This window comes from Aquamicrobium defluvii, from assembly GCF_004363725.1.
GTDB classification, from domain to species: domain Bacteria; phylum Pseudomonadota; class Alphaproteobacteria; order Rhizobiales; family Rhizobiaceae; genus Mesorhizobium; species Mesorhizobium defluvii.
Map to the genome: position 1 here is coordinate 154,938 of NZ_SNZF01000002.1, position 22,150 is coordinate 177,087.

The window sequence follows — 22,150 nt, forward strand, 5'->3', positions numbered from 1 at the left end:
CGTAACGTTCGATTTCTCCGAACGATTGCGACAGTTGTCCGGCGCCGGTCCGATTTTCGGCCCTTGCCGGCGGACGCGCGGCCATTCATTGTATCCGGATCATGCCTCCGCAAACCATGACATCGCAACATCGCAGCGTGGCACCGCCCACGCACGAACCCTTGCAGCCCGCGGATTTCGTCGGGCTCTGGCAGGTGCGGCGACGGCTGGTGGATCATCTGGGGCATGAGACACTCGGCTTCGCCGGACAGGCCCGGATAGAGACCGCGTCGATCACGGAAACCGGCGAGGTGCACAGCAGCCGCGGGACGCTTGAGGCGAAACGCCTCTACCTGCTGGAAATGGACGCCGCAGGCGTCGATGTGCGGTTCGCGGGCGGCGCGCACTTCGTGCACCTTGGCCTTGCCCCCGACCAGCGTGTGCTCCATCATTGCGGCGACGATCTCTATGAAGGCCGGTTCATCTTTCGTAGCCGTGATTGCTGGATCGAATTCTGGCGGGTGTCGGGACCGCGCAAGCGCTATGCCAGCCTTACCCGTTACGAGCGGATTCCGGACCCGGCCTGACCCGCGACAAGATGCGGCTTGTACGAGGCCGGCTGCGGTGGTTCGCTGGCTGCTTAAGGGGATTTATCCCGGGGGCAAATTGCGATGTACGAACATATCCTCGTTTCCAGCGACGGTTCCGAAGCCGCGCAGGCCGGTGTCGACCATGGTCTGGAACTGGCGAAGAAGCACGGCAGCAGGGTCACCGCGATCACGGTGACCGAACCGCTCGGCGGCCAGTTCGCCTTCGCCTCGGAGCTGTGGTCGCCGAGCGAGACGGAGATCGAGGCGTTCGACGAGGCGCAGGCGCGCATCGCCCAGCGCATCCTCGAGCCGATCCGGCGAAAGGCGGAAGCGCTGGGCATCCCGATCGAGACCGTGCATGTTCCGTGGCGTCTGGTGGCGGGCGCGATCTGCGAGGCCGCCGACGAATATGGCTGCAGCCTCATCGTCATGTCCTCGCACGGGCGCACGGGCATGAACCGGGTCATGCTGGGCAGCCAGACGGCGGAAGTCGTGGCCAAGGCCAGGGTTCCGGTTCTTGTGGTGCGCTGACGCGGCCGGGAGTAGACTGCCACCGGGTTAGAGCATTTCCGCTTTTCCTCGAATTGCAAGAACGCTCTAACCTTTTGTTTTTACACAATTCCAAACGCAAAACCGCTTCGCACTTTTGCTGGAATTGCTTTAGGGTGAAGACGGCGGGGTGACGGAGAAGACGGCATGATCATCACCGAAATGACCCGGTCCGAATGTCTCGAACTGCTCGCGGCGCAGCGCCTGGGGCACCTCGCCTGCTGCCGGGACGGACAGCCCTACGTCGTGCCGGTCACCTTCGCGCTCGACGGCAATTATCTCTACAGCTTCTCGCTCGCCGGCCAGAAGATCGAATGGATGCGGGCCAATCCGCTCGTCAGCCTGCAAACCGACGTGCTTGGCGAGCACGGCACATGGCGCAGCGTCGTCGTGAACGGCCGCTTCGAGGAACTCCCCGACCGGATCGGCTGGAAGCATGCACGCGACCATGCATGGTCGCTGCTCAGCCAGCATGCCAACTGGTGGGAGCCCGGCGGGCTGAAGCCGGCCGATGAGGGCCCCACACAGCATGTGTTCTACCGTATCATGATCGAAACCATGACAGGACGGCGCTGCGTGGCCGCACAGGATTAGGCAAATCCGGTTCAGGCGGGCAGCGCTCGTCAGGGCGCCTGCCGTTCCCCATTGGACGGCACGGTCGCCGCAACCGCACGCGCCAGCGCCTCGATCTCGTCCTCGCCCGGACCGTTGCGCCGCCAGGCGAGCCCGATCTGGCGGGATGGCTGCGGCTCGGCAAACGCCACGATGCGGATGTCGTTGCGGGCCGTCTCGGCCGGCACGGCAATCTCCGGGATCAGCGTCATGCCCATGCCGTGCGACACCATCTGCAGCAGCGTCGCCATGGAGGTGGCGCCGAAATTGACGAGGCTGCGCTTGCCGGCCATACCGCACACGGCCAGCGCCTGATCGCGCAGGCAGTGCCCCTCTTCCAGAAGAAGCAGGCGCCCGGCATCGACCTGCGCTTCGGTCAGCGGGGACATCAGCACATGCCGATCGTTAGTGGCAGTTGCCATGAAGAAGCGGTCGCGGAACACGGGCCGCGTGGCGATGCCTTCATGATCGATCGGCAAGGCGGCGATCACCACGTCCAGCCTGCCTTCGGAGAGTTCGGCAAGCAGCCTGTCGGTAACAGCCTCCTTCAACTCCACTTCGATGGCAGGATAGGTGGTGCGCAGATACGGCACCAGACCGGGCACCAGATAGGGCGCGACGGTCGGGATGATGCCGAAGCGCACCGGGCCTTCCAGCAGGCCGTCGCCGCGTCGCGCCGCATGTTCCAGCCGCTCCACCCCCGCCAGCACTTCCCGCACATGCTCCAGCACCTCCTCTCCCTTGCGGGTGAGCAGGATGTTGCCGCGATTCCGTTCGACCAGCGTGACGCCGAGATGAGCCTCCATCTCCCTGATCTGGGCCGAAAGGGCAGGCTGGCTGACATGGACGAGCTCGGCTGCCCGGCCGAAATGGCGGGCCGTGGCGAGCGCCTCGAAATAGCGCATCTGGCGAAGGGTTATCATGATAGGAAAATCTTATCGCCAAAAGTGGGAAATACAATTGGAAACTATCGTCAGCACATGGGACAACACTCTCTAGAAGCATTCTAAAAACGCTTGCACGGCACATCAGGAAAAGTGCCACAGCGTTGCGGAGGACTTCCGGCGACAGCCGGCGCCTTCGCCAGTCCTTGTCGAAGGCCAGATCGAAACAGGAGGCTCCATGTCTGATCGACCCACGCTGACCACCACCGCTGGCGCACCGGTGCCGGACAACCAGAACTCGATCACCGCCGGCGAACGCGGCGGGGTGATGCTGCAAGACTACCAGCTCATCGAGAAGCTGGCCCACCAGAACCGCGAGCGCATTCCCGAACGCGCCGTCCACGCCAAGGGCTGGGGCGCCTTCGGCACCCTGACCATCACCGGCGATATCTCGAAATACACCAAGGCCAGGGCCCTTCAGCCCGGCGCAGTGACGCCCATGCTGGCCAGGTTCTCCACCGTGGCCGGAGAAATGGGCGCTGCCGACCATGAACGCGACGTGCGCGGTTTCGCGCTCAAATTCTATACGCCGGAAGGCAACTGGGATCTGGTGGGCAACAACACGCCGGTGTTCTTCGTGCGCGACGCCTACAAGTTCCCCGACTTCATCCACACGCAGAAGCGCCATCCGCGCACCAACCTGCGCTCCGCCACCGCCATGTGGGACTTCTGGTCGCTGTCGCCGGAAAGCCTGCATCAGGTGACCATCCTGATGTCGGACCGCGGCCTGCCTGTCGACCCGACCTTCATGAACGGCTACGGCTCGCACACCTATTCGCTCATCAACGCGGCCGGCGAGCGCTTCTGGGTGAAGTTCCACTTCAAGACCCAGCAGGGCCACAGGCACCACACCAACGAGGAAGCCGAGCAGATCATCGGCCGCACCCGCGAGGGCTATCAGGAAGCGCTGTTCGGCAAGATCGAGAAGGGCGAATATCCGCGCTGGAAACTGCAGGTGCAGATCATGACGGAAGCGGAGGCCGAAAAGACCTCCTACAATCCGTTCGACATCACCAAGGTGTGGCCGCATGGCGAGTTCCCGCCGATCGACGTCGGCATCATGGAACTCAACCGCAACCCTGACAATTACTTCGCCGAGATCGAGCAGGCGGCCTTCTCGCCGTCCAACATCGTGCCCGGCATTTCCTATTCGCCGGACAAGATGTTGCAGGCCCGCATCTTCTCCTATGCGGACGCCCACCGCTACCGGCTGGGCACGCATTACGAGAACATTCCGGTCAACCAGCCGAAATGCCCGGTGCACCACTATCATCGCGATGGCCAGATGAACACGTATGGCGGCATCCGCACCGGCAATCCGGACGCCTATTACGAGCCGAACTCCTTCAACGGCCCGTTCGAGGACGCCTCGGCCAAGGAGCCGCCGCTGAAGATCGAAGGCGACATGTCGCGCTTCGACCACCGTGCCGGCAATGACGACTATGTACAGGTGCGCGCGCTGTTCAACCTGTTCGACGATGGCCAGAAGAGCCGTCTGTTCAGCAACATCGCGGCGGCCATGGGCGGCGTGCCCGGCCACATCGTGGAGCGCCAGCTCGGCCATTTCCACAAGGTCCATCCGGACTATGCGGCCGGGGTGCGCAAGGCGCTGAAGGACGCGCACGGCTACGAAGCCGATACGCTGAGCGCGGCCGAGTAAAGGTCGAAAAACCAGTCAGGCATGAGCCGCGGGGACACTCTCCGCGGCTCCTTCTTTTGGGGATGCGGGGTTGTGCCGCCGCATCCGGGAGATAGAGCATTTATGCTTTTCTCCGAATCGCAGAAATGCTCTATCTCTTGGTTTTGGTCGCATTTATGCGGCGCCAGATGTTTCCATCTGGCTGCAAAATGCTCTAGACCGGCCCTGAACCTCAATCCGGATCGAACCGATGCGCATGGGCGGAAGGCTGGCAGCGGCCATGGAAGTGCTGGCGGATATCGAAGGACGGCAACGGCCGGCGGCAGAAGCGCTGCGCGACTGGGGCATTGCCCACCGTTTCGCTGGCGGCGGCGACCGCGCGGCCATCGGCAACATCGTCTACGACGCACTGAGGCGCAGCCGCTCCGCCGCATGGCTGTTCGACGATGCCAGCCCGCGAGCCCTTGCCATCGGCGCTGTTGTGCTGGAATGGGGCGAGACGCCCGAAGGCATCAACGCCATGCTCGACGGCGACAGGTTTGCTCCTGATCCGCTGGATGATGCGGAGTTGCGCATTCTGCGTGAAAGGCTATCCGCCGACATGCCACACGAGGTGCGCGCCGACTGCCCGGACTGGTGCGCGCCCCTCCTGCAACAGGCTTTAGGCGAAAGCTGGACAGACGAGGCGGCAGCGCTCGCCCGCCGTCCGCCGCTCGATCTGCGCGCCAACCTGCTGAAGGGCGGACGCGATGCCGTGCTTGCCGGGCTCGCGGCAACGGGCGCCCGCGCCACCGACATCGCCCCGCACGGCATCCGCATTCCGCCCATCGAGGGCAGCGGCCGGCATCCGAATGTGCAGGCTGGCGAGGCTTTCGCGGAAGGCTGCTTCGAAGTGCAGGACGAGGGTTCGCAGATCGTTTCCGAACTGGCCGGCGCCCGGCCCGGCATGCAGGTGCTGGACTATTGCGCAGGCGCCGGCGGCAAGTCGCTCGCCCTTTCGGCAGCCATGCGCAACCAGGGCCAGATTTTCGCGCATGATGCGCTGAAACCCCGTCTTGCGCCTATCGTGGAGCGCATGAAACGCGCCGGCAGCCGCAACATCCAGCTTGCCGCAGGCAGGGGTGAGCTATCCCCGCTGGAAGGGCGCATGGACATCGTGCTCGTCGACGCGCCCTGCACTGGCTCCGGCACATGGCGGCGGCGGCCCGACACCAAATGGCGGCTCACCCGCCAACAGCTCGACCAGCGCATTGCCGAGCAGGCGGAGATTCTCGACAACGCCGCCGCCTATGTGAAGCCCGGCGGCCTGCTCGCCTACGTCACCTGCTCCGTGTTTCCGGAAGAAAACGGCGAACAGGCGAACGCCTTTCTGGAGCGTGTGCCGGGCTTTGCCCCGGCAGACCATAGGGAACTGTGGAAACATCACTTCCCGGCCCATGAGGACCGGGCCGGCATCGGCATGGGTATTTCCCTGTCTCCGTCCCGCACAGGAACCGACGGCTTCTATTTCTGCGCCCTGCGCCGCACTTGATCGTTCCGGACCGCGCCCCAGTTTGAAGTGGCAGGCGTCCTGCCTGCCATCACAGGGGCCTGCCGTGAACAAATATCTGTCGCTTGGCGTTTTCCTCGTTGCCGTCGTCGGCATCGGCATCTTCATCGGCATCGCGACGCCGCCCGGAGACTGGTATGCGGGGCTTGCCAAACCGTCCTTCAATCCGCCGAACTGGCTGTTCGCTCCGGTATGGACGATCCTCTATATCCTGATCGCCATCGTCGGCTGGCGCACATGGCGGCGCAATCCGTCCGGCATGGCCATGAAGCTCTGGTTCACCCAGATGGCGCTCAATTTCGCATGGTCGCCAATATTCTTCGCCGCGCATGCAACGGCGGCGGCGCTGGTCGTCATCATCCTGCTGCTGGCGCTGATCCTGTGGTTCATCGATACGGTCCGCGCCGATGACAGGCCCTCTGCCCTGATGTTCGTGCCCTATGCGCTGTGGACAGGGTTCGCCACCCTGCTCAACGCCTCCATCCTCTATCTCAACTAGCCGTCGTTTTACCCGTGCCTTTGTCCGGAAAGCGGTTCCCACCCTTGCCGGACATGCTCTATGTTCGCAGCCCATCAACGATTCCGGGACAGGCATGAAGACCGACATCAAGCGCATCGCAGCGATCATCTCCGCCGAGATCAACGCCCGGCCCGATCAGGCCGCAGCGGCGATCACGCTGCTGGACGACGGGGCGACCGTGCCGTTCGTCGCACGCTACCGCAAGGAGGCGACCGGCGGGCTGGACGACACGCAACTGCGCACGCTTTCGGAGCGGCTTGCCTATCTGCGCGAGATGGATGCGCGGCGCGACACCATCCTGTCGTCCATCCGCGAGCAGGGAAAGCTCACGCCCGAGCTTGAAGGCAAGATCGCGGGCGCCGCCACCAAGGCCGAGCTTGAGGACATTTATCTTCCCTACAAGCCGAAGCGCCGCACCAAGGCGGAAATCGCCCGCGAGCGGGGGCTCGGGCCGCTGGCGGAAGCGATCCTTTCCGACCGCGCCGCCGTGCCTGCCGATCTGGCGGCCGCCTATCTCACCGACGAGGTGGCGGACGTGAAGGCGGCGCTGGAGGGCGCACGCGACATCATCGCCGAGCAATTCTCGGAGAACGCCGATCTCGTCGGCCGACTGCGCAGCTACATGCACGAACGTGCCGTGCTGCGCTCGCGCGTGGTGGACGGCAAGCAGGAGGAAGGCGCGAAATTCTCCGACTATTTCGACCATTTTGAGCGCTGGTCTGGCGTGCCCAGCCACCGGGCGCTGGCCATGCTGCGCGGCCGCAACGAGGAGGTGCTGTCGCTCGACATCGAGGTCGATGCCGACGACACCTCGCCGGTGCGTCCCACCGTGCGCATGATCTGCGACGCCTGTGCCATCGGACGCACGCTGCCCGGCGATCTGTGGCTCGCCGAGGTGGCCGGCTGGACGTGGCGGGTGAAGCTGTCGCTGCACCTGTCGCTTGACCTGATGCGCGACCTGCGCGAACGGGCCGAGGAAGCGGCGATCCACGTCTTCGGCCGCAACCTGAAAGACCTGCTACTTGCCGCTCCTGCCGGCTCGCGCCCGACCATGGGTCTCGACCCCGGCATCCGCACCGGCGTCAAGGTCGCCGTGGTGGACGGCACCGGCAAGCTGCTCGCCACCAGCACCGTCTATCCGTTCCAGCCGCGCAACGACCTGCGCGGCGCACAGGCGGAACTGTCCTCGCTGATCCGCAGGCATGGCGTGGAACTGATCGCCATCGGCAACGGCACCGCCAGCCGCGAGACGGAGCGGCTTGTCGCCGACATGCTGTCCGATATGCAGGCGCCGAAACCCACCAAGGTCATCGTCTCGGAAGCCGGGGCTTCCGTCTATTCGGCCTCTTCGACGGCGGCGGCCGAGTTTCCGGACCTCGACGTGTCGCTGCGCGGCGCGGTCTCCATCGCCCGCCGCCTTCAGGACCCCCTGGCGGAACTGGTCAAGATCGAGCCGAAATCCATCGGCGTCGGCCAGTATCAGCACGATGTCGACCAGTTCCGGCTGGCAAAGGCGCTGGACGCCGTGGTCGAGGATGCCGTGAATGCGGTCGGCGTCGATCTCAACACGGCGTCGGCCCCGCTGCTGGCGCGGGTGTCGGGCCTCGGCTCCTCGCTGGCGGAAGCCATCGTTGTGCACCGCAACGCCAACGGTCCCTTCGCCACGCGGCAGGACCTGCTCAAGGTGTCACGGCTCGGGCCGCGCGCCTTCGAGCAATGCGCCGGCTTCCTGCGCATTCCGGACGGCACCGAGCCGCTCGACGCCTCGGCCGTCCACCCGGAAGCCTATGCCGTAGCCAAGAAGATCGTGTCCGCCTGCGGCCGCGACGTGCGCGCTCTGATGGGCGACAGCGCGGCCCTGAAAGCGCTCGATCCGCGCGTCTTCGCCGACGAGCGCTTCGGCCTGCCCACCGTGCGCGACATCATTTCCGAGCTGGAGAAGCCCGGCCGCGACCCGCGCCCGAGCTTCCGCACCGCGACCTTCGCCGAGGGCGTGGACGACATCAAGGACCTGAAACCGGGCATGCTTCTGGAAGGCACCGTCACCAATGTGGCTGCCTTCGGCGCCTTCGTCGACATCGGCGTGCATCAGGACGGGCTGGTTCATGTCTCGCAGCTTGCCGACCGCTTCGTGAAGGATGCGCATGAGGTGGTGAAGGCGGGCGACGTGGTGAAGGTGCGCGTGGTCGAGGTGGACGTGAAGCGCAAGCGCATCGGGCTTTCCATGCGCAGGGACGGCGGCGCGCCTCAGCAGGAAAGACGCCAGAACGACGACGCCGGCCGGCGCGGCTCCCATTCCCCGGGCAAGCCCAAACCCGACCGGAGCGGGCAAGGCACGGCCCGGCAAGGCGCATTCGGCGCCGCCCTTGCAGAGGCGATGCGACGCAAATAAGCAAAGGGTTCGGGAGTCGAATCTGGCCCCGGCACGGTTTCGCCGGCGGCATTGCCAAAGGATGCTGGTCATGCAGATCGGAATGATGGGTTTGGGCCGGATGGGCGGCAACATGGTACGCCGGCTGATGCGCGCCGGCCATGAATGCGTCGTCCACGACATCGACCCCAAAAGCGTCGCGGCGCTTGCGAGCGAAGGGGCTGTCGGCGCTTCCTCCATGGAAGAGCTGGTCGCAAAGCTCGACAAGCCCCGGCACATCTGGCTGATGCTGCCGGCCGCCATCACCGGCGGCGTCGTGGAGCAGCTCGCCGCTCTGATGGAAGCCGGCGACACCATCATCGACGGCGGTAACTCCAACTACCGCGACGCGGTGGACCTGGCTGCGCGCCTCGCGGCGCAACAGATCAGCTTCGTCGATGTCGGCACCAGCGGCGGCGTGCACGGGCTGGAGCGCGGCTATTGCCTGATGATCGGCGGTCCTGACGAATCGGTGCGCCAGCTCGATTCCGTCTTTGCCGCCCTTGCACCCTCTCTGGCCTCTGGGGGCGACGACAGCGCACCGGGGACCGCCGCGCGCGGCTATCTGCATTGCGGCCCGAGCGGCGCCGGCCATTTCGTCAAGATGGTCCATAACGGCATCGAATACGGCATGATGGCCGCCTATGCGGAGGGCTTCAACATCCTGAAGGCCGCCAATGCCGGCAAGCAGGAGCGCAGCGCCGACGCCGAGACCAGCCCGCTTTCCGAGCCGCAATACTACCAGTTCGACATCGATGTCGGGCAGGTCGCCGAAGTGTGGCGGCACGGCAGCGTCATCAGCTCATGGCTTCTCGACCTCACCGCCGACGCACTTGCCGACGATCCCGCACTATCGCAGTTCGGCGGGCGTGTCTCGGATTCCGGCGAAGGCCGCTGGACGGTGAAAGCGGCCATCGACACCGGCGTGCCGACGCCGGTTCTGTCTTCGGCCCTCTACAGCCGCTTCGCCTCGCAGGGCCATTCCGTCTATGCGGAAAAGCTGCTCTCGGCCATGCGGCTGGCGTTCGGCGGCCACTTCGAGAAGAAGGGCTAAAGGCGCGTCACCAGCGCATCGGCACCATGCGGACGGGCCGGCGCGGCCCGCCCGCGAAAGGCGGAACCGGCACAAGACACCACGGACAACGCGAAGCCGCGCGGGGAAGCACGCGCTTGCAGCTTCTGCACAGGTGATCATGTGAACTGGCAATCATGAAAAGCTCCTTCGGGGCGACATATGGGCGTCGCAGGGAATGAGCCGCTTTCAGGCTTGTCCCGGAGCGAAAAGGGCGCGGCCGTCAGGATTCAGTCGCTTCGCCCCGGGCCACATGCCGTGCTTTGCCGGCCATCCTCGACATAAGTGTGAAAGTTTCCGTGCACATGGCTTCAAGCTGGGTTGCAATCGCGGCTTTTCAAGGGCCGAGCCCTTCGCGCAGCGGATATTTTCTCTTTTATTTCAAATATTTGTTCTGATCGTTCATATGTATCGTTCAAACCCGGGCGGCTGCGCCAGGAAAAGCGACGACAAATCGCTCAAGGCGGCTGGACAGGCGGAAATCTCGTGCTATAACCCACGCGCTCTCGCAGGCGTTCCGGCGTCGTGCCGGGCCGGGAAATCCCTCCGGCTTCTTCGAGACAGGCCCAGGTAGCTCAGTTGGTAGAGCATGCGACTGAAAATCGCAGTGTCGGCGGTTCAATTCCGTCCCTGGGCACCACTCGTTCTTCTCTGAACCTGCCCGATATTTTCCGAAACGTCCCGCCATGCGCGGCGCTCCGTTGCCTTTTCGGCGCGACTCTGGCTGACATCGCAGATGGCGGCTTGTCCGCGACGAGGCACCCGGGAAGATTGGAATAGCCGGTTCATCATGCTGCGTTTCATTCATTCGAGCGACCTGCATCTGGGAAAGCGCTTCGGCAATTTCTCCGGCGACCTGCCGGGCCGGCTGCGCGAAGCGCGCCATACGGTGCTCGCACGGCTGGCGCAGCATGCGCGCGAGCAGGGAGCGTCCACCATCCTGCTGGCAGGCGATACGTTCGACACGGAGACGCCCGCCCCGGACATCCGCCGTCAGGCGCTTGCCGAAATGGCCCATCATGCACCGATCCGGTGGGTGATCCTGCCCGGAAATCACGATTCGTTGCAGGCATCGCAGCTCTGGACGACGCTGAAAGCGGAAGCCCCGGAAAATGTCGTTCTGGCGCTGGAGCCCCGGCCGCTTGAGCTGGCGCGCGACGCCGTTCTGTTGCCGGCGCCATGCACCACGCGACGCCCCGGCCGGGACCTTACCGAATGGATGGACAGCGCAGCTTCGCCGGAAGGGGCGATCCGCGTCGGGCTGGCCCACGGCGCGATCCAGAGTTTTTCCGAGGATGCGGCAGCCTCGGAGGTCATCGCGCCCGACCGGGCACGCCGCGCCGGCCTCGACTATCTGGCGCTGGGCGACTGGCACGGCGCTATCGGGATCGATGCGCGCACACGCTACAGCGGCACGCCCGAACCCGACCGTTTCAAGCACGACCGGCCGGGTGAAGCCCTGCTGGTGCAGATCGCCGGGCCTTCCGCGTTGCCGGAGGTGACCTCGCTTCCCACGGCAAGCTTTGCGTGGCGCACGCTGGAACTGCATATGCTGGACGGCGACGATGCAGCCAGCGCGCTGGAAGCCCTGCTTCCCGAGACGAGGCAGCGCCGGCAATCGCTTGTGCGCGTGGCGGCCTCGGGACGCTGCCGTCTTTCCGGCCGAGCGGCACTGGCGGAGGCGACAAAGAGCCTGGCGCCGGACTTCGCATTCATGGAGCTCGACGACAGCGGCCTCGAAACGGAATGCGAAATCGGCGATCTCGATCAGATCGACAGGGCTGGCGCGCTGCGTGAAGCCGCGAATGCCCTGCTGGCGGAAGCCACGGACGAAAGCCGCCCTGCGGCCGAGCGCGACATCGCGCAGGCCGCGCTCGGCCGGCTCTACTCCCTCGCGCGGGCGGTGACGCCATGAAGATCTCGGCGCTGCGGCTATTCAATGTGAAGCGCTTTGCCGGACGCGGGGTCGCAATCGAAGGGATCGGCGACGGCGTCAACGTGCTTTGCGCCGCCAACGAGTTCGGCAAGTCGACGAGCTTCGAGGCGCTTCATGCGCTGTTCTTCCAGCCGCATTCCAGCACATCCGGCGATGTCCGGAGCCTGCGCCCCTACAGCGGCGGCAATCCGCTGGTGGAGGCCGACATCGCCACCGCGGAGGGCTCCTTCCGCATCACCAAGCAGTATTATGGCGGCCGCTCTGCCCGCGTGTCCGACCTGTCGAGCGGACGTCTTCTGGCCCAGGCCGATGAGGCGGAAAATTTCATCGGCAACCTGATCAGGGGCGGCAGTGCCGGCCCCGCCGGGCTGTTGTGGGTGCGGCAGGGCATCACCGGCATCGAAAAGCGCAGCCGTTCGGAAGAGGACAGCGAAAAGGAAGTTCGCAAGACCCTGCTGGAATCCGTTCAGGGAGAGGTGGAAGCCATCACCGGCGGGCGGCGGATGGCGGACATCATGGCGGCCACGGCGCAAGCTCTTTCCGAACTGGTGACCGCAACCGGCCGGCCGAAAACCGGTGGCCGCTACGCCACCGCGATCGAGGCCCGCGACAGGCTGGCCATGGAAGAGCAGCGGCTTGCCGGAGAGGTTGCGGCGCTGCGGGACGCGCTCGACAAGCGGGCTGCCGCCGCAAGGCGGCTGGCCGAGCTGGACCGCGCCGAAGACCGGCAGGAACGCAAGGCCGCCGTCGACAGGGCGCAGGCCGCCTTCGATCAGGCCAGAGCCCGGATCGACACGCTGAAGGCTGCGGAAGCGGAACTGAGCCTCGCCCGTGAACGCCGCGATGCCGCCGCGCGCGAGGTCCAGGCATTGCAGGATGCGCTTGAGAAGGCCAGGCTTCTGCGCGGCAGGCTGGACGACGCGGAACGACAGCATGCGGGGGCTCTGGCAAAACGGCGGGAGGCCGCCGATGCCATGGCCAGCGCGCGGGAAGCGGCCGATATTGCCGAACAGGAAGAGCAGGAAGCGCGCGATCTGCTCGCCCGAATGGATGCCGCGCTGAAAGCGCGGGACGCGGCGGAGCGTCATGCAAAGCTGAAGGAGCGGTTGAGCGCGGCCGAGGAGACCCGTCTCATACTCGAACAGGTGGAAGCGAGACATGCCGTTCTGAAGACCGACCCGAAGGCCATCGAAGATCTTCAGGCTCTGGAAATCGAGGTCGCCCGGCTGCGCGCGCTCGAAGACGCGGCCCGTCCATCGGTTGTTGTCGCCTATGAGCGCGGCGGCATCGATCCCGTGAAAATGGACGGCGTCCCGCTCGGCGACGGAGAGGAACGCCGCTACGGCGAGCAGGCGCAGCTTTCCATACCGGGCATCGGCTCCATCACACTGAGGGCGAACCGCCCCGCACAAAGCGACGGACGGCTGCACCGGGCAGAAGAAAAGAAGCGGGCATTGCTGGAAGCGCTGGCTGTGGACGATGTCGCGGCGGCAAGGTCGCGGCAGATGCAGGCCCAACAGCTTGCCATGGAGGCGCAGGGCCTGCGCAGCCGCTTGTCCGCGCTGGCGCCGGATGGGTTGGCGAAGCTGCGGGAAGAATGTGCCGCGCAGGAGCCGGCCCCCGCGTCTCACCCCGATGAAACCGGGAGCAGCACTGAACAGCTTGAAACCGCCCATGCGGGTGCCGAAGAACGCCGCAAATCGGCGCGCCAGGCATTGCGGGAAGCGGAACCGCTCCAGCGCATCGCCGACGAAGCGTTCATTGCGGCCCAGACGAGCCTGGTGACGCTGCGGGCTGAAATGGCCCAGATCGAGGCACTGCTCGGCCCGGAAGATACGCGCGCCGACCGGCAGCGGGCACTCTCGGAGCAGCTGGAACGCTTCGGGCAGAGCGTTCAGACGCAGGAACTCCAGTTGCAGAAACTGCGCGATGCGGCCGTCGATCTCGAGTCGGTCGAGGCCGCCCTGAAACGGGCCCGCTCCGCCGAGGCGGCCGCAGAAACGGAAGCCGGAGCGCTGCGCGAGACGACCGCCGAACTGAACGGCCGTATCCGTGCCTATGCGGATGAGGCTGTCGAGGAAAAATGGCGCGAAACCGGCGATGCCCTTTCGGCGGCGACCGGCAGGGTCGATGCCTTCGAGAAGGAAATCAGGGTTTTGCAGCGGCTTTCATCCGCGCTGGAGGCGGCGCGCTCACAGGCAAGCGAGCTTTATCTGAAGCCGGTGATGACCGAATTGCGGCCACTGATCGGCCTGCTCTTCGACGATGTCTCCATCACTTTCGACGACAGGACGCTGCTGCCGCAGACCATCCTGCGGAACGGACAGGAGGAAGAGGTCGAGCGCCTGAGCGGCGGCATGCGCGAGCAGCTTTCCGTGCTTACGCGTCTGGCCTTCGCGCGGCTGCTCGCCCGCGACGGGCGGCCGGCTCCGGTCATCCTCGACGATGCGCTGGTCTATTCGGACGACGACCGCATCGAGAGGATGTTCGACGCCCTCCACCGGCAATCCCGCGACCAGCAGATCATCGTCTTCACCTGCCGCCAGCGCGCATTCCAGAAACTCGGCGGGAATATCCTTCGAATGACGGACTGGCTGCCCTCAAGCCCGTAAGACAGGAACAGCGTGCCGCTGACCTTCCGCCACGTGTTTCGACCGGAACGGCACCGGATAAAGCCCAAATTCCGGAACCTCTACATATCGTCCAGCGAGACCGGAGAAGCGCGGCGAGAAAGCTTGATGGATTCGCGCGGGAGGGCTACGGGGTCCTTTGATCAACCCCTGGAGCGGAAAATTGCCAAGCATCGAAAGGCCGGGCTTGTCCTTTTGGATGGCGGCATCGGACCATACCGTCTCGGCAGCCCTTGAGCGCCTTGCCGCAATCGTCGGCGAGAATGTCGAACAGCTCGTCGACGCATTCTATTCGACCTTTCTCCTCCATGAGGAAGCCTCGGCCTATCTCAGCCATTCGGTCGTCAATCAACGCCTGCGCTATTCGCTTCGCCAATGGCTGCTCGATCTGGTCGACGAGGATTTGCGGTCGGACACCTCCGGGTTCGAGCAGCGCCAGATCAAGATCGGGGAAGTGCATGCCCGGCTGAAGGTGCCGAACGATATCGTGATGGAGGGCATGACCCTTCTCAAGACCGAAATCGCGCGGCGGGTTTCCGTTCTGGGGCTGGACGCCACGACCACGGCCGAGACGATCATCCTGCTGGACGAGGCAATAGACTTCGCCATGCGTTTCATGACGGAAGCCTATGTCTCCGACACCAGAAGCCGTGCCCAGACCGACGAGGCGTTCCGGCTTTTCTCGCTCGGACAGGACATCAATCTGGAACGGGAAACCCAGCGTGCAGCCCTGATGGAATGGAGCCAGTCCGTTCTCTTCAGTCTGCTTGGCGAGAAAACGGAAGAGGCACGCAATATGCTCTCTGCGTCGCCTTTCGGCCTTTGGGTAAGGCACCGCGCAGCCGTGCTGTTTCAGGGGTCCACCGTTCTTGGCCGTATCGAGGATCTGATCCGCCAGATCGACCAGCGCACGATTCCGGCGATATCCGGCAGGGAACCAGCGGCCGTCTCCGATCTCCAGCGGCAGGTGGAGGAGCTCAAGTACCTGCTCAACGAGCTGTTCCAGACTGCGGCCAACATCGAAAACGGCCGGGACCCGCTGACCCGGACGCTGAACCGGCGCTTCCTGCCATCCATTCTGGGCAGGGAGATATCGCTGGCAAAAAGCTCCGGCTCCCCGTTCACCCTGCTCATGGTGGATGTCGATCACTTCAAGACCGTCAACGACACTTACGGCCATTCCGCAGGCGATGCGGTTCTGGGCTGTGTCGCCGAATATCTGCTCGGCGCGGTCCGCAGCAGCGACTACGTTTTCCGCTATGGCGGCGAGGAGTTCCTGATCGCCCTGGTCGAAACGGACCGGACAGAGGCGCAGATCATCGCGGAGCGCATCCGTCAGGGTATCGCCGCCCAAAGGCCGCGGGTCTCGGAAACGCGCACGGTCGAGATCACGGCCTCGGTCGGCGTGGCAAGCTTCGAAGGGCACCCGGATTATCAGTACATGATCAATGCCGCCGACAAGGCCCTCTACCGGGCAAAGCAGGAGGGCCGCAACCGCGTCTGCGTATGCGGGGACACAAGACCCGGGAGCACCGCCGCCCGACAGGAAGCTGCGCCTCCGGAACCGGTCGTTAACCATTATAAGCGACAACAGGTTCCATGAAGCGCCCAGCCATGATCCTGTTAGCCACAGCGTTCTGCACACCCGTATCGGCGGACGACCTCGTCAGTCGCGGCCGCGATATTGCGGAACTCAACTGTTCGCCCTGCCATGCTGTGTCGGCCACGGACACGAGCAAGCATCCGGAAGCGCCGCCCATGCGCGATCTTGCAAAACGTTATCCGCTCGACGCGCTGGAGGAAGCCTTCGTGGAAGGCATCTACAGCGGCCATCCCGACATGCCGGAGTTCAAGGCGACGTCGGAGCAGGTGGAAGCACTGCTCGCCTATCTGGACACCATCCAGACACCCTGACAGGGAAGAGGAAACCGCCCGGGGGCCAACCCTGAGGCGCGGTCCGCTGCGATCTTTCTTGATCCGCATCAAATCCCGAGGTCTCGTTCCTGATATGCTGCGGCAGATCAGGCAGGGGTTCAATGTCGCTCGCTTCATTCATTCTGGCCGTGGCTTTCATACTTCTGACCCCCGGCCCCACCAACACGATCCTCGCTGCGTCGGGTGCGGCGATGGGCTGGCGCAGTGCGATGCTTCTGCCTCTTGCGGAAGCTGCGGGCTATCTGCTCGCCGTGACCTTCTATGTTGTGCTTGCCGACGCGGTGGGCAATTCCCCGGCTGCCATGCAGGCCATGAAAGCCGTGGCGGCGGTCTGGCTGCTGTTTTCGGCATGGAAGCTATGGCGTCAGAAAATGCAGTCTCCCGCATGCGGGCGCACGGTTGCGCTGCGAAGGGTCTTCCTGACGACCCTGCTCAACCCCAAGGCAATGCTGGTCGGCGCCGTTCTCCTCCCCGGCATGGAAGTGGAACTCAGAACACAGGCGACAGGAGCCTTCATCGCCCTTTCGCTGGCTGCCGGAGCTCTGTGGACCCTGTTCGGATCATCCCTGCCCGGACGGATGAAGCCTTACGCCTACCGGATAGCCGCGATCGTCGTCGGCCTGTTTTCGCTGGTAGCGGCATCCGGCGCCATTGCGGGATAAAAGCAAAGGGTCTGACATAGATAGCTGAGAAGGGCTATTTTTGTCATATGGTTAGGGCAAGGCGGCGGAGTAGGCTTGCTAAGCACGTCCAGATTGAGCTTTTGAAGTATTTCCGCGCCGGCTCAACGGCCCGTTCGGCAGCCGACTTGACCGGCGTTAATCGCAACACCGCGGTCCTGTTCTTCCACAAGCTGCGCGAGGTCATTTTCGCGGAACTGGCGGCTTCGCAACCCGGTCTCATGAGTGGTGAAGTCGAGGCCGACGAAAGCCACTTCGGCGCTGGCGGGAGAGCTCGATCTGCCGGCCTATCTGGCGCAGGAGCACATCCTGGTTTCTTCACGGCCAAAGGGCGTGAGCCTGGAAGACATCGAGCTTGCCCGCATCGGCCATCAGCGCCGCATCGCCTTGCGCTGCCAGCAATATTTCGCGGCATCGATGCTGGTCGCGGAAACCGGATATCTGCTCACCATGCCGGAGCGCTATGCGCGCATCGTCAACCGGGGCCTGCCGACGCGGATCGTGGACTTCCCCGTACCGGCGCCGCCGTTGCATGTCTGTCTCTACAGGCACGAGAATGCCGGGCGGACCCCGGCAACGCATGGCTGCGCGCTCTCGTTGCCGAGATCGCGCAGCAGGATCATACCGTTGAAGCCCGAATCAGCCTTCGAGGATTTCCTTGGAGGCGACGGTGGAATCGGCGTTGAGGCGATAGACGATCGGCACGCCGGTTCCGAGTTCCACCTTCACCACCTCCTCGCCCGACAGCCCGTCGAGCGCCATGATCAGCGCGCGCAGAGAATTGCCGTGCGCCGCCACCAGAACCGTCTCGCCGCGCAGCACATGCGGCTGCATGTCGTGCAGGTAGTAGGGCCAGACGCGGGCGCCCGTGTCCTTCAGGCTCTCGCCGCCGGGCGGGGGCACATCATAGGAACGGCGCCAGACATGCACCTGATCCTCGCCCCATTTCTGGCGGGCATCGTCCTTGTTGAGGCCGGAAAGGTCGCCATAGTCGCGCTCGTTCAGCGCCAGATTGCGGATGGTCTTCAGGTCGCTCTGGCCGACCGCATCGAGGATGTGCTGGCAGGTCTTCTGCGCGCGCTGGAGGTCTGAGGTGAAGGCGATGTCGAACTTCAGGCCGCGCTCCTTCAGCTTCTGCCCGGCGGCGCGCGCCTCGCCATGGCCCTGCTCGGTCAGGTCCACGTCACGCCAGCCGGTGAACAGGTTCTTCAGGTTCCATTCGCTCTGGCCGTGGCGCACGAGCACGAGGGTTCCGGACATGTTTGCTCCTTCCAGTTGCTTGCCAGCGAAACGGCCCGGCTCAGAAGCCCAGCACGTCACGCATCGAATAGAGGCCCGGCTTGCGGCCGCGCGCCCACAGGGCCGCCTTGACCGCGCCGCGCGCGAAGATCGCCCGGTCCTGGGCGTGATGGGACAGGGTGATCACCTCGCCATTGCCGGCGAGGATCACCGAATGGTCGCCGGGCATCGAGCCGCCGCGCAGCGTGGCGAAGCCGATGCTGCCCGTCTCGCGCGGACCGGTGTGGCCGTCGCGAACGCGCACATCGTTGCCGGAAAGGGCAATGCCGCGTCCAGCCGCCGCCGCTTCCCCCAGAAGCAAAGCGGTGCCAGAGGGCGCATCGACCTTGTTGCGATGATGCATTTCCAGAACCTCGATGTCGAAATCCTCTGCAGCCAGCGCGCGCGCCGCCTGCTCGACCAGCAGCGCCAGCAGGTTGACGCCAAGGCTCATATTGCCGGACCTGACGATGGTCGCGTGACGGGCAGCCGCCGCGATGCGGGCATCGTCGTCGGCCTTCAGGCCGGTGGTTCCCAGCACGTGGACAATGCGCGCCTGCGCGGCATAGCCGGCAAATTCCACGCTTGCCGCAGGCGCGGTGAAGTCGAGCACGCCATCGGCTTTGGCGAAGGCGGCCAGCGGATCGCCGCTCACGATGACGCCCAACGGCCCGAGCCCGGCCAGTTCGCCGATATCCTTGCCGATGGCTGGCGAACCCTTGCGTTCCACCGCCGCGACGACGCGCGCGCCTTCCGTCTCATGCACGGCGCGCACCAGCGCCAGTCCCATGCGGCCGCCCGCGCCGACGACCACAAGGCCCATATCGCTCATATGCTTCTCCCGGAAATTTCGGATGTATCGGCCCCGTCCGCTGGCCCATCCGTTGGCACGTCCTCGACGAGGCCCAGCCCGTTATCGCCCTGGAAACGATAGAAGCGCGCATAGACGCCGTTCGGTTCGGCCATCAGTTGCGTATGGGTGCCCTGCTCGACCACCCTGCCCTGCTCCAGAACGACGATGCTGTCGGCATTGACGACGGTGGAGAGCCGGTGAGCGATGACGATGGTGGTGCGGCCGCGCATCGCCTCGTTCAGCGCCTGCTGCACCCGCGCTTCCGACTCGTTGTCGAGCGCCGATGTCGCCTCGTCGAGCAACAGGATCGGTGCATCGCGAACGATGGCGCGTGCAATCGAAACGCGCTGGCGCTGCCCGCCCGAAAGCGAGGCGCCGTTCTCGCCGACCTGCGTGTCGTAACCTTCGGGCTGCTGGCGAATGAACTCATCGGCTGCGGCCAGCCTGGCTGCCAGTTCGATTTCCCGGTCGGATGCATCGGGACGGCCATAGCGGATGTTGTCGCGGATCGACCCCTCGAACAGATAGGGCTGCTGCGAGACATAGGCGATGGACTGGCGCAGCGAGCGCTTCGTCACCTTCGACACATCCTGACCGTCGATCGTGATGGCCCCGCCATCGACGTCGTAGAAGCGCTGCAGGAGCGCCACCAGCGTGGACTTGCCGGCGCCTGAAGCGCCGACGATGGCCGTCGTCCTGCCGGGGGCGGCGGTGAAGCTCACCTCGTTCAGCACCGGCTGGCCGGGCACATAGGAGAAGGACACTTTCTCGAATCGCACCTCGCCCTGCGGCACGGCGAGCGCCCCGGCATCCGGCACGTCGCCCTGCCGCGGCTCGAGGTCGAGGATCTCGTAGATCATGCGCGCATTGACCAGCGCGCGCTCGACATTGACCTGTGTGCGCGCCAGCCGGCGGGCCGGATCGTAGGCCAGCAGCAGAGCGGTGATGAAGGCCATGACGTCGCCGGGCGGATGGTTGGTGGTCGCGGCCTTGTAGGAGGCGTAGCCGATGACGCCGGCGACGGCGAAGCCGGCGAGGCTCTCGGTGATCGGCCCCAGCCGTTCCGACACGCGGGCGATCTTGTTGTAACGCCCCTCCGCCTGATCGACCAGCTGGCCGATGCGGGCCGCAAGCTGCTCTTCCATCGTGAACGCCTTGACCACAGCGATGCCCTGCACCGCCTCCTGCATGGCCCCGATCAGATGCGAGTTGACGGTGACGGATTCGCGCGTCACCGAGCGCACCCGGCGCATGATATAGTTGACAGCCCACACCAGCGGCGGGCCGACGATGACGATAGAGGCGGCAAGGAAGGGTTGCTGCCAGATCATGACACCGATCAGCCCAACCAGAGCAACGAGGTCGCCGGCAACGGAACGCAGCGTCATGCCCATCAGGTCGCGAATGCCCGCGACGTTCTCGTTGATGCGCGCGGCCAGCCGGCCGGACCTCGTATCGCTGAAGAAATCCATGCCGAGGCGCATCAGGTGCTGGAAAACCCGCTTCTGGTAGCGCGCCACGACATTGTTGCCGATCTTCGCCAGCGTGACCGAATAGCCATAGGTGGCGGCGCCGCGGATCAGAAAGATGGCGATGATGGCGCCGCAGATCAGCGGCGCGCGTTCGTAGCGCTGCGCGACGAAAATGTCGTCGACCAGCGGCTGCATGATCCACGCGGCGAGGCCGGCGGTCGCGGCAGAGACGAGCAGGCAGAATATGGTGAAGGCATAGTAGCCGATATATTCGCGGCCGTTCTCGGCGAAGATGCGCTTCAGCACGGCGACGACTTCACCGGGCTCGGGCTTGCTGCTTTTGGTGCCGACGCTCAAAGCTCGATCCGTCGCTGCATTGATCTGGTGCGAAGACGCCGGAAGACGCCGGGCATCCTCTTAGAGCCTTTGCACGCGTTTGCCTATGGGGCCGGCCAAAATTGACGGCCGCAAGGCTTACCCCTGCCAGCGCCGCCCGGCGGTCTCGACACCGAAGCCGGAAGGCGTTCGTGCATAGGCGGCGAGCCCGGCAAGTGCGGCCAGCGGATGCCCCACCACATAGACGGGGATCGAACCCATCAGCGCATGGTGCGGAGCCTTGTCCTCGAAAGCTGCGCGGAAATTGCCGGCCTTCAGCGCCGGGACGATCTTCTGGGCGATGCCGCCGCTGAGATAGACGCCACCCCGCGCCTTGAAGATCAGCGCCACGTCGCCCGCGACACGGCCCAGCAGGGTGGTGAAGGTCTCGAGCGTCTCGACTGCCGTCGCATCGCTGCCCGCAAGCCCCGCAGCCGTGATGTCGGATGGCGCGGTCAGGGCCGGCTTGTGCCCGTCGGCAAGGGCAATCGCGCGATACAGGTTGACGAGGCCGCGACCGCACAGAATATCCTCGCCGGAAACGCGTCCGTCGAGCGTGACCAGGTGCGGGAATACCTCGTTGTCGCGCGGGGTGCGCGGCCCGAGATCGACATGGCCGCCCTCGCCCGGCACCGGCACCCATCCGCCGAAGGCATGGACAAGGCCGGCGACGCCCAGACCGGTACCAGGCCCGAGCACGACCCGCGCGGCGCCGGGCACGGGCGCGCCGCCGCCGATCTTTTCCATATGCTCCATGCCGAGGGCGGCGACAGCCAGCGCCTGCGCCTCGAAATCGTTGAGCAGAAGCACGTCGCTCAGGCCGAGACCGGCGAGCATCCGCTTCGGCCTGATGATCCACGGGCAGTTGGTCAGCGGTATCTCGTCGCCTTCCACAGGTGCCGCCACAGCCAGAATGGCCGAGCGGAGCGGCTGAGCGGCGCCGTCGAGCACGGTGGCGCGGATCGCATCGTCGACGCTGGCGAAATCCGCCGTCTGGACGATGCGCGGCTCACCGGCCTCGGAGGTTTGGTCATGGATGATGGAGAAACGGGCGTTGGTGCCGCCGATGTCGCCGATCAGGACCGGAAACCCGAACCGTACCTCTCCAGCATCCGAACCCGTCATTC

The 22,150-nt window shown here is 65.1% G+C and carries 19 protein-coding genes and 1 tRNA gene; 14 read left to right on the forward strand and 6 right to left on the reverse strand.

Going from position 1 to position 22,150, the window contains the following annotated elements; translation table 11 throughout:
* The first annotated feature begins 137 nt into the window (after window positions 1-137).
* The 3 genes from DES43_RS02090 to DES43_RS02100 all read left to right on the forward strand — a co-directional run bounded on the left by DES43_RS02090 (window position 138) and on the right by DES43_RS02100 (window position 1,712).
* On the forward strand, window positions 138-566 hold the full coding sequence (locus DES43_RS02090; RefSeq protein WP_133674789.1) for a DUF6314 family protein: 429 nt from the start codon (window positions 138-140) through the stop codon (window positions 564-566).
* Between the two features lie 84 nt (window positions 567-650).
* Entirely contained in the window at window positions 651-1,100 is a 450-nt protein-coding gene (locus DES43_RS02095) for a universal stress protein (RefSeq protein ID WP_035025197.1), read from the forward strand.
* 165 nt (window positions 1,101-1,265) lie between these two features.
* The gene (locus DES43_RS02100; protein WP_035025198.1) at window positions 1,266-1,712 is read left to right on the forward strand and encodes a pyridoxamine 5'-phosphate oxidase family protein; all 447 of its coding nucleotides are present in this window, start codon (window positions 1,266-1,268) and stop codon (window positions 1,710-1,712) included.
* Between the two features lie 29 nt (window positions 1,713-1,741).
* Here the strand turns inward: DES43_RS02100 and DES43_RS02105 are convergent, their stop codons facing one another.
* Entirely contained in the window at window positions 1,742-2,653 is a 912-nt protein-coding gene (locus DES43_RS02105; RefSeq protein WP_035025200.1) for a hydrogen peroxide-inducible genes activator, read from the reverse strand.
* A gap of 199 nt (window positions 2,654-2,852) precedes the next feature.
* Between DES43_RS02105 and katA the strand changes: the two genes are divergently transcribed.
* From katA to DES43_RS02160, 11 genes are all read left to right on the forward strand, one after another.
* The gene (katA, locus tag DES43_RS02110; RefSeq protein ID WP_035025201.1) at window positions 2,853-4,334 is read left to right on the forward strand and encodes a catalase KatA; all 1,482 of its coding nucleotides are present in this window, start codon (window positions 2,853-2,855) and stop codon (window positions 4,332-4,334) included.
* 229 nt (window positions 4,335-4,563) lie between these two features.
* Entirely contained in the window at window positions 4,564-5,844 is a 1,281-nt protein-coding gene (locus DES43_RS02115; protein ID WP_035025202.1) for an RsmB/NOP family class I SAM-dependent RNA methyltransferase, read from the forward strand.
* A 64-nt stretch (window positions 5,845-5,908) separates the two neighbouring features.
* The gene (locus tag DES43_RS02120; protein WP_035025204.1) at window positions 5,909-6,361 is read left to right on the forward strand and encodes a TspO/MBR family protein; all 453 of its coding nucleotides are present in this window, start codon (window positions 5,909-5,911) and stop codon (window positions 6,359-6,361) included.
* A gap of 94 nt (window positions 6,362-6,455) precedes the next feature.
* A complete protein-coding gene (locus DES43_RS02125; protein WP_035025206.1) occupies window positions 6,456-8,774 on the forward strand; it encodes a Tex family protein in 2,319 nt (772 codons plus the stop codon).
* Between the two features lie 22 nt (window positions 8,775-8,796).
* Window positions 8,797-9,846, forward strand: a complete 1,050-nt coding sequence (gene gnd / locus DES43_RS02130; protein WP_245264671.1) for a phosphogluconate dehydrogenase (NAD(+)-dependent, decarboxylating) — start codon at window positions 8,797-8,799, stop codon at window positions 9,844-9,846.
* A gap of 582 nt (window positions 9,847-10,428) precedes the next feature.
* Window positions 10,429-10,504: transfer RNA gene (locus tag DES43_RS02135), tRNA-Phe, on the forward strand.
* A gap of 150 nt (window positions 10,505-10,654) precedes the next feature.
* Window positions 10,655-11,779, forward strand: coding sequence for a metallophosphoesterase family protein (locus tag DES43_RS02140; protein WP_035025208.1), 1,125 nt, complete (start codon window positions 10,655-10,657; stop codon window positions 11,777-11,779).
* Window positions 11,776-14,412, forward strand: coding sequence for an AAA family ATPase (locus tag DES43_RS02145; protein WP_035025209.1), 2,637 nt, complete (start codon window positions 11,776-11,778; stop codon window positions 14,410-14,412). Before DES43_RS02140 ends, DES43_RS02145 begins: the two co-directional genes overlap by 4 nt.
* Window positions 14,413-14,629: 217 nt before the next feature.
* On the forward strand, window positions 14,630-16,033 hold the full coding sequence (locus DES43_RS02150; RefSeq protein ID WP_051520480.1) for a GGDEF domain-containing protein: 1,404 nt from the start codon (window positions 14,630-14,632) through the stop codon (window positions 16,031-16,033).
* An 11-nt stretch (window positions 16,034-16,044) separates the two neighbouring features.
* The gene (locus tag DES43_RS02155) at window positions 16,045-16,344 is read left to right on the forward strand and encodes a c-type cytochrome (protein ID WP_035025211.1); all 300 of its coding nucleotides are present in this window, start codon (window positions 16,045-16,047) and stop codon (window positions 16,342-16,344) included.
* Between the two features lie 122 nt (window positions 16,345-16,466).
* On the forward strand, window positions 16,467-17,027 hold the full coding sequence (locus DES43_RS02160) for a LysE family translocator (protein WP_035025212.1): 561 nt from the start codon (window positions 16,467-16,469) through the stop codon (window positions 17,025-17,027).
* A gap of 336 nt (window positions 17,028-17,363) precedes the next feature.
* On the opposite strand, the gene DES43_RS02165 is transcribed toward DES43_RS02160, so the two are convergent.
* The 5 genes from DES43_RS02165 to DES43_RS02185 all read right to left on the reverse strand — a co-directional run bounded on the left by DES43_RS02165 (window position 17,364) and on the right by DES43_RS02185 (window position 22,148).
* On the reverse strand, window positions 17,364-17,579 hold the full coding sequence (locus tag DES43_RS02165; RefSeq protein WP_035025214.1) for a hypothetical protein: 216 nt from the start codon (window positions 17,577-17,579) through the stop codon (window positions 17,364-17,366).
* A 105-nt stretch (window positions 17,580-17,684) separates the two neighbouring features.
* A complete protein-coding gene (locus DES43_RS02170; RefSeq protein WP_035025215.1) occupies window positions 17,685-18,305 on the reverse strand; it encodes a 2,3-bisphosphoglycerate-dependent phosphoglycerate mutase in 621 nt (206 codons plus the stop codon).
* Window positions 18,306-18,345: 40 nt separating this feature from the next.
* Window positions 18,346-19,155: a 4-hydroxy-tetrahydrodipicolinate reductase gene (gene dapB / locus DES43_RS02175; protein ID WP_035025218.1), complete on the reverse strand. Its 810-nt coding sequence runs from the start codon at window positions 19,153-19,155 to the stop codon at window positions 18,346-18,348.
* Entirely contained in the window at window positions 19,152-21,005 is a 1,854-nt protein-coding gene (locus tag DES43_RS02180; protein WP_035025219.1) for an ABC transporter ATP-binding protein, read from the reverse strand. The genes dapB and DES43_RS02180 overlap by 4 nt, the downstream gene beginning before the upstream one ends.
* A 117-nt stretch (window positions 21,006-21,122) precedes the next feature.
* A complete protein-coding gene (locus tag DES43_RS02185) occupies window positions 21,123-22,148 on the reverse strand; it encodes a glucokinase (RefSeq protein WP_035025220.1) in 1,026 nt (341 codons plus the stop codon).
* Between the last annotated feature and the right edge of the window lie 2 nt (window positions 22,149-22,150).